This window comes from Serratia sp. JUb9 (assembly GCF_014298095.1).
GTDB lineage: Bacteria > Pseudomonadota > Gammaproteobacteria > Enterobacterales > Enterobacteriaceae > Serratia_B > Serratia_B rhizosphaerae.
The window spans coordinates 565,866-579,861 of record NZ_CP060416.1 but is presented as its reverse complement, the minus strand read 5'-3'; the positions used below and the strand labels follow the sequence as shown (position 1 = coordinate 579,861).

At 61.6% G+C, this 13,996-nt stretch carries 10 protein-coding genes; 3 read left to right on the top strand and 7 right to left on the bottom strand.

Translation table 11 applies throughout. The annotated features are described in order from the left end of the window. Positions 1-12: 12 nt before the first annotated feature. From HF675_RS23735 to HF675_RS02755, 3 genes are read right to left on the bottom strand one after another with little or no spacing between them, the layout of a single operon-like run. On the bottom strand, positions 13-138 hold the full coding sequence (locus HF675_RS23735; RefSeq protein ID WP_255414259.1) for a hypothetical protein: 126 nt from the start codon (positions 136-138) through the stop codon (positions 13-15). Continuing rightward, a complete protein-coding gene (locus HF675_RS02760) occupies positions 135-1,715 on the bottom strand; it encodes a hypothetical protein (RefSeq protein ID WP_187044001.1) in 1,581 nt (526 codons plus the stop codon). Before HF675_RS02760 ends, HF675_RS23735 begins: the two co-directional genes overlap by 4 nt. 10 nt (positions 1,716-1,725) lie before the next feature. Further along, positions 1,726-3,945, bottom strand: coding sequence for a type VI secretion system Vgr family protein (locus HF675_RS02755; RefSeq protein ID WP_111736325.1), 2,220 nt, complete (start codon positions 3,943-3,945; stop codon positions 1,726-1,728). A gap of 249 nt (positions 3,946-4,194) precedes the next feature. Here HF675_RS02755 and yfcF point away from each other — a divergent pair, with 249 nt between their 5' ends. Next, positions 4,195-4,827 carry a glutathione transferase gene (yfcF, locus tag HF675_RS02750; RefSeq protein WP_187044000.1) on the top strand — a complete coding sequence of 211 codons (633 nt, stop codon included), beginning with the start codon at positions 4,195-4,197 and terminating at the stop codon, positions 4,825-4,827. A gap of 68 nt (positions 4,828-4,895) precedes the next feature. Here yfcF and HF675_RS02745 read toward each other — a convergent pair whose 3' ends face one another. The 3 genes from HF675_RS02745 to HF675_RS02735 are packed head-to-tail and all read right to left on the bottom strand — an operon-like array spanning position 4,896 to position 8,932. Continuing rightward, on the bottom strand, positions 4,896-6,140 hold the full coding sequence (locus HF675_RS02745) for an amino acid permease (RefSeq protein WP_105232697.1): 1,245 nt from the start codon (positions 6,138-6,140) through the stop codon (positions 4,896-4,898). Positions 6,141-6,198: 58 nt separating this feature from the next. Beyond that, the gene (locus HF675_RS02740) at positions 6,199-7,653 is read right to left on the bottom strand and encodes an NAD-dependent succinate-semialdehyde dehydrogenase (RefSeq protein WP_160029782.1); all 1,455 of its coding nucleotides are present in this window, start codon (positions 7,651-7,653) and stop codon (positions 6,199-6,201) included. Positions 7,654-7,666: 13 nt separating this feature from the next. After that, entirely contained in the window at positions 7,667-8,932 is a 1,266-nt protein-coding gene (locus HF675_RS02735; protein ID WP_105232699.1) for a 4-aminobutyrate--2-oxoglutarate transaminase, read from the bottom strand. Between the two features lie 120 nt (positions 8,933-9,052). Between HF675_RS02735 and HF675_RS02730 the strand changes: the two genes are divergently transcribed. Together HF675_RS02730 and HF675_RS02725 are read left to right on the top strand one after the other, a co-directional pair. Beyond that, complete coding sequence (locus HF675_RS02730; RefSeq protein WP_187043999.1) at positions 9,053-10,528, top strand: PLP-dependent aminotransferase family protein; 1,476 nt, start codon at positions 9,053-9,055, stop codon at positions 10,526-10,528. A gap of 256 nt (positions 10,529-10,784) precedes the next feature. Next, entirely contained in the window at positions 10,785-12,806 is a 2,022-nt protein-coding gene (locus tag HF675_RS02725) for an FAD-dependent oxidoreductase (protein ID WP_187043998.1), read from the top strand. Positions 12,807-12,843: 37 nt separating this feature from the next. Here HF675_RS02725 and rlmG read toward each other — a convergent pair whose 3' ends face one another. Then, complete coding sequence (gene rlmG, locus HF675_RS02720) at positions 12,844-13,983, bottom strand: 23S rRNA (guanine(1835)-N(2))-methyltransferase RlmG (protein ID WP_111736321.1); 1,140 nt, start codon at positions 13,981-13,983, stop codon at positions 12,844-12,846. Positions 13,984-13,996 lie beyond the last annotated feature (13 nt).

The following is a 13,996-nucleotide window of genomic DNA, read 5'->3' as shown; positions in this document are numbered from 1 at the left end:
CTGGTTCCGACGTTAGAACAGCGCCCGCAGCAAGGCACGCAGGAAATTGCGCGCCTCGCTGGCCAGCTCACTGTTCGACAGGCTGATAAATCCGATCACCAACAGCGTGATCGCCACAATAATCACCACCTTCCTCATGCTTTGTCCTTGCTTTCGTGTTGCTGAGTAAACTCGCCGGCGGCATCTTCCGACGGCAGCGCCATGCTTTGCGGCATTTGTGACCATTCGCCGGTCGGCGCATCAAACGGATGGGCGATCTCCGGCAGGCCGTTCCAGTGCGGATGCAGATACTGGCGACCGATGGCGATCGCCTGACGAAAACCGGGGTAGCTTTCAAGGATCAGCAGCTCACGCTGATTGCGCGCCTGCTGGAAACTCTGCTCCAGCGCCTGCTGCAGGCGACTTTCCGCCAGCAGCACCGACTGTGGCGTCGCCCCCTGCTGCGCCACCTCGCCTTCCGCGCGTAAAATCAGCTGCTGCTTGCGCTGCTGATACTCTTCTGCACAGTGCTCCAGCGCCTTAGCACTTTTATCATCCTGAATGTGCAGTAAATCCTGCAGCGCCAGCGGCAAAGTGGTTTGCGCACGCTCCTCGGCGGACAGCGGCCGCGCGGCGTGGATCGCCTGCGCATAGTCCGCCATCGCCTGGCTCTCCTCGCCGCCCAGCACCAGGCAGCGCCCCGCCATCCGCATTCCTTCGATAGCCAACATGCGGTTGCCCGCCATTTGCGCCAGCCCTGCGGCCAACCGATAGGCGCCGGCCGCCTTCTGATATTCGCCGGCGCTGAACCAGGCGCCGCCTTCGCCGAAGGCGCTCTGCATCTGCAGCGTGGCGCGCAGCGGCGGATCGCCGATGCCCTGCGCCACCTGCTGCGCCTGACGGTACGCCTCCACCGCTTTAGCGGCGGCATTGCCCTTTACCCAGCCGCCGCCGACGATGTTGTGCATCACCACCTGCTGCTCCAGCCAGCCTTTTTTACGCGCAATCGCCAGCGCCATGCCGGCACGCGCCTCAACCTGCTGCGCCGTGCCGTGCTCAAGCAGCAATACCGCATCGGTCATCAACTGACGGCAGCGCAGGCGGTCGCCATCACGATCGCTGAGTTGGCTGGCGGTTTGCTGCATCAGCGCCATACCGTCGATATCCGGCGTTATCAGCCGCACACGCTGGGGAAATGCCTGCTGCAGCGCCTGCCAGGTCGGCTGCTCCAGCGTATCGATCAACATCACGCGCACGCCGGTGCCAATGCGCTCAACGTTTTGCTGCAGCCAGCGCTGCAGCGCCGTCTCATCGCTGATATGCTCCGGCGTCATCACCGCCACCACATAGCGCAACTGTTCGCGATGATGGCCGGCAAAATCGCCGAGCAGGGTTTGCCACTGCGCGGCGCTAAAGCACGGCAAACGGGACTCAAACTCCCAGCCCTGCGCGTCTTCGCTGGCCTCGTAACGCTCTATCAGCTCATCCGCTAGCGCCCGGCTGTAGCCGTAACCGGTGTCGAACGGCGCCATAAAGCCGATAAACAGATCCGGCGCGCTGTAGTCGCTCGGCGGCTGCTGCTGCAGCGCGATAAATGCATGCACAATACTTTCGGCATTGGCCTTGACCCGCCAGATAAATAGCCGCGCGGCCGGATCCTCACTGGCCTCCAGCCACTGCACTTCCAACTGGGCCATCAGTTGCTCGGTGGGGTTTCTTGCGTGACTCTGCATCATGGATATCTGCTCAGGCATTGAGTTCTATTTTGGTGCCGTTGACCATAACACCGCTCCCGTTGATGGTGATGCTGGCGCCGCCGGCGACAATCTCAATGTTGCCGGGCGAAATCGAGATGCCGGCAGAGTCACCCACGCTGATATTGAAACTTTGCGACGCGCTGTCGCTTACCGCACCGTCGGTATAACGCGTATCACCGCCGGCGATCACGATCTTGCGGCCCTCGCCGATACTGACATCCTGCATCTTGGTGATAGTCTTGTTCTCATTACCGCTGATCGAGGCCGTACGGTTACCGGTAATCCCCAGCGTCTGGTGGCCCTGTACATCCACGTTGCGGTTCTTCACCACGCTGACCTTCTCATTGCCGTTTACGGTGCGGGTGCGATCCTGATTGACCGTCATCACCTGGTTGCCGTCCACCGTCGAGGTATGGTTGCTTTTCACCGTGGCCGAGTGATCGCCGGTGATGGTCTCATTACGGCTCTGCTGCACCGTCAGGGTTTCGCTGCCCTCCACCGTTTCAGTGCGGTTCTGCTTCACGGTGGTGGTCTCATTACCGCTGATGGTTTTGGTGCGGTTCTGGCCGATGGCGACCGTCTCATTACCGTCAACATTTTTGGTGCGGTTTTGCTTGATATGGCTGGTTTCATCGGCGCCGACGGTTTTGGTACGGTTGCTGCCGATGGAGTGGCTTTCATCGTTTTTAACGTTGGTATCCATATTGCGTTCGGCCTGGATCCACACCTGTTCCGAACCGGCCTTGTCTTCAAAACGCAGTGCGTTGGCGTTGTCCGGCGTGCCGTCTTTGGAGCGGCTCATAAAGCCCATTTGGGTAGCGGCGGCCGGCAGCGCCCACGGCGGCATGCTGGCTTCGTTATACACGCGGCCGATGACGATCGGCCGATCGGGATCGCCGTTGATGAAGTCGATCACCACCTCGTCGTTAACCCGCGGGATCTGCACGCCGCCGAAGCCTTGCCCGGCCCAGGCGCTGGACACGCGCACCCAGCAGGAACTGGTGTCGTCGCCCGCCGCCAGCCGATCCCAGTGGAATTTCACTTTGATGCGGCCATATTTATCAGTCCAGATCGACTCCCCTTTCGGCCCCACCACCTTGGCGGTCTGCGGCCCGCAGGTCTTCGGCCACTCGGCCAGCTGTTCCGGCCGGAAAGGCACATCCGCCGGCATTACGTTGAAGTCGATACGGTGCTCGCTGCTCTCTCCGCCGCTGGCATAACGGTTCTCACGCAGGTGATATTCAGCCTGTGTCACCAGATACTGGCCGTTGTCACCGGCGTAAGGCGCATTGTGCAGGGTAAAGGTGTGTCCGGGCGCAATGCCCAATGCCGTCGCCGTGCCGCTGATTTTCTGGTGCTCCGCCTGCCAGGCCTCCTGGCGAACGCGCGCGTAAAACTCGCCGTGCTGATGATCGACAAACCGCCCCGGCCAGTCATAGACGTCAATCTGCCCCGGCTGCGGCGAAGCGGGGTTCTGCCGCGCCTGAAACAGCCAGGCGTTCGGCTTGCGGAAGTCGTAGTCGTCAATGCTGTAAATCCCCGGCGTGACGACATCGTTGACCGCCCAGCGGCTGACGCCCTCTTCGCGGGTGCTGCCGCCGGAAGGCGTAACGTGGTAGGGAATACTTTCGTAGCCTTCAAACGGCTTATGCTGCTGGGGCGCATCCATCAGCACCAGCGTCTGTTTGCCCATCTCATGACGCCAGAAGTAGTAGATGCCCTCCAGCTCCATCAGCCGGCTGATAAAGTTGTAGCTGCTCTCCTGATACTGCACGCAGTATTCCCACTGGCGATAGCTGCCGGTCAGTTGATCCTCACAGACGACGTTCTGTTCCGCCAGCAGGGTTTTGACGATGTCCGGCACCGTCTGCTGCTGGAAAATACGGAAATTTCGATCGCGCAGCATCGGCCAGATATCCGGCTCCAGCTTCAGTTGATACACCGCATAGCGCGTGTCGTTGATTTCCTCGCTGCGCACCGCCGCCGCCGTTACCTTGCCGTTCAGATAGCGGGGCGTCAGCATATTTTGCGTGGGGATTTCCAGCGTGACGGTCTGTCCAAGCAGCGAGCGCCGGTCGATATGGAAGTTCTGGCTCAGTAGATCAACCTGGAAAACATAAGGCCGGCTGAGCTGTTCGCTGCCCTGCAGCGACCAGAACATCAGTTCATTGGGGCCAAGAGGCGTGTGTGCGCGAATTCGATCCAACATAAGCAACAACCCAAAGGAAGAAGATGACAGAATAAAAAATAACCTACCGTAACTTCTAGCGCACTTTTAGCTGGGGGTAAATCATTAATGAGGGAAATTAACCAATTCTGTGAGGCAACCTGAAATACTGAGCTGTAACAATGACATATATATAAATACAACTAATGACTCATTAGTTTTTGTCGTTGATTTATGATGGTTTATTCGGCATTTATGTCAGTTCCGACTCACAACATCACAGGACCCACCATGAGCCAATCCAACACCGTACTGTATACCGACGCCAACTTTTTCAGCCCTTACGCCATGTCGGTATTTATCGCGCTGCGTGAGAAAAATATTCCCTTCTCCGTCAAGCCGATCGATCTGGCCCGGGGCGAGCATCAGCATGCCGACTATGCCGATATTTCACCTATCCAAAGGATACCGGCGCTGACGCATAACGGCTTTACCCTGTGCGAATCATCGGCCATTGATGAATATCTGGAAGAATTATTCCCGCAGCCGCCGCTGTATCCGGCCGACGTCAGGCTGCGCGCTAAGGCGCGCGAAGTTCAGGCCTGGCTGCGCAGCGATCTGGCGCCGCTGCGTGCAGAACGGCCGACCGAAGTAGTTTTTAACGGTGAAAAACGGCCGGCGTTGTCGGCTGACGGACAGGCCGCGGCGGAAAAACTGATCGCCGTCGCCGGCGGTTTGCTGGCGCACGGGCAGGAAAATCTGTTTGGCGATTGGTGCATTGCCGACAGCGATCTGGCGTTGATGCTGAACCGCCTCGCCATGCAGGGCGATCCGCTGCCGGAAACGCTGCAACGCTATGCCCAGCGGCAGTGGCTGCGCCCGTCGCTGCAGGCCTGGCTGGCGCTGTCTGCAAACAAATCATAAAAAAAATCGGCGGCCACGACGCCGCCGTTCTCAATCCAGAGAGAAAACACACCACTTGAGGGAGTCTGTTACCAACCCGCCGGCAAATAACCCAGCAGCGAAGCAATGGCATACACCGCGCTGGCCGCATACAGCAGCACAATGCTGGCCTGCAGCAGCGGATGGGTGATCCAGTTACACTGCCAGCGCGGCATCATATCGCCGTGCTTGCGGGCGCCGCGCAGGATCAGCATCGGCATCACCGACAGCACCACGCCGCTGAATACGCCGGCGAAGTACAACGCATTCACGAACGACACAAAACCGCTGTAAGCCAGTACGAACGGCGGCAGCACCACCACCAGCAGCACAGCAAAGCGGCGCAGCGGCAGTTCATCGTTGCCCAGGCGGAATTTGTCGAAAATATTGGTCAGGAAGCTGCCGCCCAGACCCCAGTAGGAAGTCAGCATGGCGCACAGCGCAAAGATATTGGCAGAGAAGAACGCCCACTGCCCCAGCGCCTGCCCCCAGGAGATGGTGGCCACGTCGGAGATATTATCCAGGCCGCTGAGCGCAATCACCGACAGCGGCACCGCCGCCAGCAGCACAAAAGTGGTCGCCATGCCGACAATAATCGCCTTCGGCAGTTGCTCCGGCTTATCGGCAAAGCCGCGCGCCATTTCCGGCACGATGTACTGCGCTGAGAAGCAGAACACCACCACGTTGAATACCGGCACCATAAAGCGCCAGTCCCCCTCCAGCAGGCGCCCCATCTGGGTGGTGTCTTTCAGCAGCGTGGCGATCACCAGCACGCTGAGCATCACCACCATGCCGATACTGATAAATTTCTCCCCACGGCCGATGGCCTTCAGGCCAAGATACAGCACCCCGGCGGCCGGGATGAAAAACAGCAGGCTGCCGATCGCCGGCGAGATCCCCAGTAAAGATTGCAGCAGCTTGCCGCTGCCGGTCATATAGGCTGTCAGCGCGCCGATGCTGTTGACGCAGACCGAAGCGAACATCAGCCAGGAACCGAAGCCGCCGACATAGCGCTTCGCCAGGCCACTCAGTTGCAGATGCGCGCGGGTGCGCAGCGTGGCTTCGGCCACGTACAGCATGGTGACAGTCGTCAGACAGCCGACCAGCACCAGCCAGAACAGCAGCGGCAGGAACCCCGCCTTGCTGGAGGCATAGGCTATCGACAGCACGCCGGCACCAATATTGGTGCCGACGATCATCGCCACGCCTTCAAGGAAGCTCAGCGATTTGGCGGGTGCAGATGCTCGCTCCCCGGCGGCAAGCGCCGAAGAGAATGTGATGTTTTCAGCAGGCATAAATCATCCTCTGCAACCCGGCGAACGGCGCCGCCGGGCAGGGTTAAGTCGCCGGTGGTTAAGCGTTCACGTCGATACACAGGTATTTCAGCTCCAGATATTCCTCAATCCCATAGCGCGATCCTTCGCGTCCGAGCCCAGACTGTTTCACACCGCCGAACGGCGCCACTTCGTTGGAGATCAGGCCGGTGTTGATGCCGACCATGCCGTATTCCAGCGCTTCCGGCACCCGCCACTGACGCGCGGCGTTCTGGGTAAAGACATAGGCCGCCAGACCGAATTCGGTATCGTTGGCCATCGCGACCGCCTCCTCCTCATCCTTAAAGCGGAACAGCGGCGCCACCGGGCCGAAGGTTTCCTCGGTGGCAAAACGCATCTGCTGCGTGACGCCGGTCACCACCGTCGGCTGGAAGTAGGTGCGGCCCAGCGCATGCGGCTGGCCGCCGGTGGCGATTTGCGCTCCCTTGATCAGCGCATCGTCGATATGGCTCTGCACTTTTTCCACCGCCGCCTTATCGATCAGCGGTCCCTGCGTGGTGCCTTCCGCCGCGCCGTCGCCCACCTGCAGCCCTTCGACCGCCGTCACCAGTTTTTCCGCCAGGCGATCGTAAATACCGGCCTGTACGTAGATGCGGTTGGCACAGACGCAGGTCTGGCCGCTGTTGCGGAATTTGGAGGCCATGATGCCGGCCACTGCCGCATCCAGATCGGCATCGTCAAATACGATCACCGGCGCGTTGCCGCCCAGCTCCAGCGACAGCTTTTTAATCGTCGGCGCGCACTGCGCCATCAGAATCCGCCCCACTTCGGTCGAACCGGTGAAGCTCAGCTTGCGCACCACCGGACTGTCGCACAGCACCTTGCCGACCTGCGCCGCCTCGCCGGTGACGATCTGCAGCACGCCTGCCGGAATGCCGGCATCCTGCGCCAGTTTGCCCAGCGCCAGCGCGGTCAGCGGCGTTTGCTCCGCCGGTTTGACGATCATGCTGCAGCCGGCCGCCAGCGCCGGCGCCGCCTTACGGGTAATCATTGCCGCCGGGAAATTCCACGGGGTAATGGCCGCGCACACGCCGATCGGCTGCTTGATCACCACCAGCCGCTGGGTCGCCTGCGGCGCCTGCAATACCGCGCCGTCTACCCGCTTGGCCTCTTCGGCGAACCAGGTGATAAACGATGCCGCATAGGCCACTTCGCCGCGCGCTTCCGCCAGCGATTTACCCTGCTCGGCGGTCATCAGCTGCGCCAGATCTTCCTGCGCCGCCATAATTTTCTCCGCCCAGGCCAGCATCAGCGCCGCACGCTGTTTGGCGGTCTGCTGCTTCCAGCTCTGCTGGGCGCGCTGGGCGGCGTCAATCGCCCGCTCGGTCTCTGCGCTGCCGATCAGCGGGATCGACGCCAGCTCCTCGCCGGTCGCCGGGTTGATCACCGCTTCACGCTTGCCGCTCTGCGCCGCGCACCACTCGCCGTCGATCAGGCACTGGCTACGCAGCAGCTCGGGATTATTCAGTTTCATCGTCATGCGCTCCTTATTCGCCCAGCGCGCGGGAGAGAATGCCCAGCGCCTCGGTGAATTGCTCTTCAGGAATGGTCAGCGGGTACAGGAAGCGGATCACGTTGCCGTGTACGCCGCAGCTCAGCAGCAGCAGGCCTTCCTGCAGGGCTTTTTGCTGTACCTGGCGGGTAAATTCCGCCGACGGCTGGCCGCTGGCAGGATCGTTAAACTCGACCGCCACCATTGATCCCTGCGCGCGGATCTCGGCGATGGCCGGGCAGGTGGCCCGCGCCTGTTGCAGCACTTCCACCAGATGATGGCCCAGACGCTGCGCGCGCTGGCACAGCTGCTCTTCGTCAATCACGTCCATCACCGCATGCGCTGCGGCCACCGCCAGCGGGTTGCCGGCGTAAGTGCCGCCCAGCCCGCCCGGCGCCGGCGCGTCCATTACATCAGCGCGCCCTGTCACCGCCGACAGCGGCATGCCGCCCGCCAGACTTTTCGCCATGGTGATCAGGTCTGGTTTGATGTCGTAATGTTCCATGGCGAACAGCTTGCCGGTGCGGGCGAAGCCGGTCTGCACTTCGTCAGCCACCAGCAGGATGCCGTGTTCATCGCACAGCGTGCGCAGCGCCTGCATAAATTCCGCCGGCGCGACGTTGAAACCGCCTTCACCCTGCACCGGTTCCAGCACGATTGCCGCCACCTGTTTCGGGTCGATATCCGCCTTGAAGATGCGCTCCAGGCTGTTCATCGCATCCTGCGTGCTGACGCCGTGCAGCGCGTTCGGGTACTGGCCGTGGAACACCGAGCCGGGGAACGGGCCAAAGCCCAGTTTGTACGGCGCCACTTTGCCGGTCAGCGCCATGGTCATATAGGTACGGCCATGGAAGCCGCCGCCAAAGGTGATAATGCCCGGACGACCGGTATGGGCGCGGGCGATCTTCACCGCGTTCTCTACCGCCTCGGCGCCGGTAGTGAAGAAGGCGGTTTTACACGGCCCGTCGATCGGCGCACGCTGGTTGATGCGTTCCGCCAATGTGACATAGCTTTCATACGGCACAATCTGGTAGGCGGTATGGGTAAAGGCCTGCAGCTGTTGTTCAATGGCCGCCACCACTTTCGGATGACGGTGACCGGTATTCAGCACAGCGATGCCGGCCGCGAAATCGATAACTTGATTGCCTTCCACATCCCACAGGGTGGCGTTTTCCGCCCGCTCTGCGTAAAAACCACACATAACTCCCACCCCGCGTGGCGTGGCTTGCTGACGACGTTGGTTCAGTTCTGCGTTTTTCATGGTTGCTCTCCGGTCAATAGCCGTTCAACTGTTTGTTCACATTATTGAAACAATGACGTTTATTTACACAGGATGTGGCCCTATAATCGAGTGCCAGTTACGAATAATTGAGGGATCCAATTGCGCTCGATCAGCGGTGACCTGTTGCTGCAACGTCTCGGCGAACAGCCCGATGATAAGCTGCACAAACGCCTGTATAACGCTATCCGAACCAGTATCCTGGACGGCAGTCTGCCGCCTTCCAGCCGACTGCCGGCATCGCGCGACCTGGCGCAGGAACTTAGCCTCTCACGTAACACCGTTTTAACCGTTTACGAACAACTCCTCGCAGAAGGATATGTGCTTTCCCGTCAGGGAAGTGGAACATTCGTCGCAGAAACGGTGCCGGACAGCTGTTTATCCGCTGCCAGCACGCCGATCGGCAGTGACGGCGAACAGCGCCCTGTCGAACTGTCGCAGCGTGGCAACGCGCTGCTGCAGCACGCCAGCGCCAGCCCCAAGCAGTGGGGCGCATTTATCCCCGGCGTGCCGGACGTCAACGCTTTCCCGCATCAGCTGTTCAGCAAGATTCAGGCGCGCATCAGCCGCCGTCCCGCGCCGCAGCGGCTGACCTACAGCAATCAGGGCGGCAGCCCGGAGCTGCAGCAGGCGCTGGTGGATTACCTGCGCGTCGCCCGCTCGGTGCGCTGCTCGCCGGAACAAATTCTGATCACCGAAGGCATTCACCAGGCGATCGATCTGGTCACCCGCATGCTGTGCAACCCGGGCGATGAGGTGTGGATTGAGGAACCGGGCTACTGGGGCATCCGCAATATCCTGCGCATGAACAGCCTGGATATCCGGCCGCTGCCGGTGGATGAAGCCGGCATGGTGCCGCCGGAGCAGGTCAGCGGCGCACCGCGGCTGATGTTCGTCACGCCGTCGCATCAGTATCCGCTGGGATCGGTGCTGAGTCTGGCGCGTCGCCAGCGTCTGCTGGCGCTGGCGCGTCACACCGGCGGCTGGATCGTCGAGGATGACTATGACAGCGAGTTCCGCTTCTCCGGCCAGCCGATCCCCGCGCTGCAGGGGCTGGAGGCCGATGCGCCGGTGATCTATATCGGCACCTTCAGCAAAACGCTGTATCCGGCGCTGCGGCTGGGTTATGTGGTGCTGCCGAAACCGCTGACGGCAGCGCTGAAAACCGCGCACGCCGAGCTGTACCGCGGCGGCCATCTGCTGATCCAGGCCGCACTGGCGCAGTTTATTCAGGAGGGCCACTACACCGCGCACATTCGCCGTATGCGCCTGCTGTACGCCAGACGGCGCGCCTTTCTCACCGCGCTGATCGAACAGCACCTGGGCAAACAGGCGCTGAGCGAATTCAATAACAACGCCGGCCTGCATCTGATTCTCAACCTGCCGGACAGCGCTGACGACGTGGCGATCGCCGCCGCCGCCGCCGCCCGCGGCGTGCTGGTACGCCCGCTGTCGCGCTATTACATGCTGCCGAGCCGCCGTCGCGGCCTGCTGATGGGCTTTGCCTGCGTGCCGGAAGAACAGATGGCCGCCGCGTTTGAGCAGCTGCTGGCCTGCATTCTAGAGAGCCCGCACTAGCCGGCAGAGCGCCGGGTTTGACTTCCGACAGCCGGCATGGGGCTGCGTTCATGGTGGTTAGGGATAAATAACGCAAAACTGCTTACCGATACGCTGTTCGCTATCCAAGATTCATGACGGCTATCACATTCAGCGCAATGCAGATTCCCAAGCGGCAAGACAGCGGCTAGATTTATCTCATCCGACCACTTGCGATCAAACAAAATAATAACAACCGAACGTGCCCAAGATTCGGGGATAAACAATGGAGAGAGCAATGAACCTATACCCACACCTGCTGGCGCCGCTGGATCTTGGCTTCACCACCCTGAAGAACCGGGTGCTGATGGGCTCGATGCATACCGGTCTGGAAGAGATGCCCGATGGGCCGCACAGAATGGCGGCGTTCTATGCCGAACGCGCGGCGGCCGGCGTCGCGCTAATCGTTACCGGCGGCATCGCGCCCAATGACCAAGGCGTGGTGTACCGCGGCGGCTCAACGCTGAGCCAACCGCAGCAGGTGGCACATCACCGCCCCATCACCGAGGCGGTGCATCAGGCCGGCGGCAAAATAGCCCTGCAGATCCTGCACGCCGGGCGTTACAGCTATCAGCCGCAGCCGGTTGCGCCTTCCGCGCTGCAGGCGCCGATTAACCCGTTCGCGCCGAGCGCCCTCACGGCGCAGGAGATCGAACAGACCATCGCCGACTTTGCCCGCTGCGCCGTTCTGGCGCAACAGGCCGGCTATGACGGCGTGGAAGTGATGGGATCCGAAGGCTATCTGATCAACCAATTTCTGGTCGCGCGCACCAATCAGCGCGACGATCAATGGGGCGGCAGCTTCGCCAACCGCATGCGCTTCGCCGTGGAGATCGTGCGTGCCGTACGCCAGGCGGTGGGGCGCGAATTCATTCTGATCTACCGTCTGTCGATGCTCGATCTGGTGGAGGACGGCTCCGACTGGCAGGAGATCGAACAGTTGGCGCAGGCGATCGAACAGGCCGGCGCAACGATCATCAACACCGGGATCGGCTGGCATGAGGCGCGGATCCCGACCATCGCCACCATGGTGCCGCGCGCCGGTTTCAGCTGGGTGACGCGTAAATTAATGGGCAAGGTCGGTATTCCGCTGATCACCACCAACCGCATTAACGATCCGGCGGTGGCAGAGCAGGTGCTGGCGGACGGCTGCGCCGATATGGTGTCGATGGCGCGGCCGTTCCTGGCCGACGCCGAGTTCGTCCGCAAGGCCGCCGAAGGACGCGCCGACGAGATCAACACCTGTATCGGCTGTAATCAGGCCTGCCTCGATCAGATCTTCGAAGGCAAGCTGGCCTCCTGCCTGGTCAACCCGCGCGCCTGCCGGGAGAGCGAAATGCCGCTGACAACGGCGGCGCATCCCAAACGTCTGGCGGTGGTCGGCGCCGGTCCGGCCGGTCTGGCGTTCGCCGTCACCGCCGCCAGCCGCGGCCATCAGGTGACGCTGTTTGACGCCGCGCCGGTCATCGGCGGCCAGTTCAACATCGCCAAACAGATCCCCGGCAAAGAGGAGTTTCATGAAACCCTGCGCTATTTTCAGCGCCAGCTGGCGCTGCACGAGGTCACGCTGCGGCTCGGGCAGCAGGTTGAGGCGCAGGATCTGCGTGAGTTTGACGAAGTGATCCTGGCCTGCGGCATCGTGCCGCGCACGCCGGCGATCCCCGGCATCGATAATGCCAAAGTGCTGAGCTATCTGGACGTCCTGCGCGACAAAAAACCCGTCGGCCAGCGGGTGGCGATCATCGGCGCCGGCGGCATCGGTTTCGACACCGCCGAGTACCTGAGCCAGCACGGCGAATCCAGCAGCCTGCATCCGCAGGCGTTTACTCATGAATGGGGCATAGATACGCAGCTGCGCCAGCGCGGCGGCCTGTCGCCGGACGGCGCCGACGTCCCCCGCTCCCCGCGCCAGATTTTCCTGCTGCAGCGTAAAACCAGCAAAGTGGGCGAAGGGCTGGGTAAAACCACCGGCTGGATCCACCGCGCCAGCCTGAGCATGCGCGGGGTGAAAATGCTCAATGGCGTGCAGTATCAGAGGATTGACGACGAGGGGTTGCATATCATGCGCGAGGAGCAGGCCAGCTGCCTGCCGGTGGATACCATCGTGATTTGCGCCGGCCAGGAACCGCGGCGCGAACTGCAGCAGCCGCTGCTGGCTATGGGGAAAAGCGTCCATCTGATTGGCGGCGCGGACGTGGCCGCCGAACTGGACGCGCGCCGGGCCATTGAACAGGGCACCCGGCTGGCGATGGCGCTGTAACCTTCAAGGGGCGCAGTGCTGCGCCCCTGATTCAGCCTTAGCGCCGTGCGCCGGTTTTCACCGATTTCAGCACCAGGAACTTCTGGTTGGACGCCACGGTAACGCAGTTGCCGAACAGACGCTTCAGCTTCTGGTAATAATCCAGATGACGGTTGCCGACGATCAGCAGCTCTCCGCCTACTTTCAGACAGCGCTTGGCGTCAAGGAACATCTGCCAGGCGGTCTGGTCGGTAATCGCATGCTGCTGGTGGAACGGCGGGTTACACAGCACCGCCTGCGCGCTGCCGCCGTCCATTCCGGCCAGCGCATTGTTGACCACAAAACGACAGCGCTCCATGTCCTGCGGCAGGTTATGGCGCACGTTCAGTTCGCTCGACGCCACCGCCATATAGGATTCATCGACAAAGGTCACCTGCGCCTGCGGGTTCTGCACCAGCGCCGTCAGGCCGATTACGCCGTTGCCGCAGCCTAGGTCGATAATCTCGCCATCCAAATCGCTCGGCAGGTTTTCCAGGAACAGACGTGCGCCGATATCCAGGCCGCTGCGGGAGAACACGTTGGCATGGTTATGGATCAGCATATCGCTGCCGTCCAGCTGCCAGTCGGTGGTTTCCGCCGCCGCCGGCGGCGTGATGTCTGCCACCTGGCCGTAAATCAGACGCGCCTTTTTCCACGCCAGGCTGGTGCGGGTCGGCCCCAGCACCCGCTCAAACAGCTGCAGCGTCGAGGTATGAATATCGCGCGCCTTGGCGCCGCCGATAATCACGGTATCCGGGCCGACCACTTTGCGCAGCGCACGCAGCTGCTGTTCCAGCAGCGCCAGCGCCTTCGGGATCTTAATCAGCACCAGCGCCGGCGCTTCAGGCAGCGCGTCCAGGCTGCCGAGCAGCGTCACCTGCTGCGCATCCAGCCCGTTGAGCGCCAGATTGTGGCGCGTCGCCAGCTGGCTCATGTAGGAATCGCTGATGCTGTACGGCCGCAGCGCGTGCAGCGCACAGGTCAGCGTGCCGAAGCTGTCGTTGAAAATCAGCACCGGGCGTCCGGCAACATCCTGATTTTCCACCTGTTGCAGCAGATATTCATCCGCCGCTTCCCACGCCTGCAGCGGCGCGGCGCCTTCTTGTTGGGGATAACGCTCCAGCTCAAGTTGCTGTGTTCCCAGATCGAGTTGGCTCATTGCCCCTCCTGAC

Coding starts and splice junctions, on each gene's coding strand:
- HF675_RS23735 (WP_255414259.1), bottom strand. CDS start 138: ATGAGGAAGGTGGTGATTATTGTGGCGATCACGCTGTTGGTGATCGGA.
- HF675_RS02760 (WP_187044001.1), bottom strand. CDS start 1,715: ATGATGCAGAGTCACGCAAGAAACCCCACCGAGCAACTGATGGCCCAG.
- HF675_RS02755 (WP_111736325.1), bottom strand. CDS start 3,945: ATGTTGGATCGAATTCGCGCACACACGCCTCTTGGCCCCAATGAACTG.
- yfcF (WP_187044000.1), top strand. CDS start 4,195: ATGAGCCAATCCAACACCGTACTGTATACCGACGCCAACTTTTTCAGC.
- HF675_RS02745 (WP_105232697.1), bottom strand. CDS start 6,140: ATGCCTGCTGAAAACATCACATTCTCTTCGGCGCTTGCCGCCGGGGAG.
- HF675_RS02740 (WP_160029782.1), bottom strand. CDS start 7,653: ATGAAACTGAATAATCCCGAGCTGCTGCGTAGCCAGTGCCTGATCGAC.
- HF675_RS02735 (WP_105232699.1), bottom strand. CDS start 8,932: ATGAAAAACGCAGAACTGAACCAACGTCGTCAGCAAGCCACGCCACGC.
- HF675_RS02725 (WP_187043998.1), top strand. CDS start 10,785: ATGAACCTATACCCACACCTGCTGGCGCCGCTGGATCTTGGCTTCACC.
- rlmG (WP_111736321.1), bottom strand. CDS start 13,983: ATGAGCCAACTCGATCTGGGAACACAGCAACTTGAGCTGGAGCGTTAT.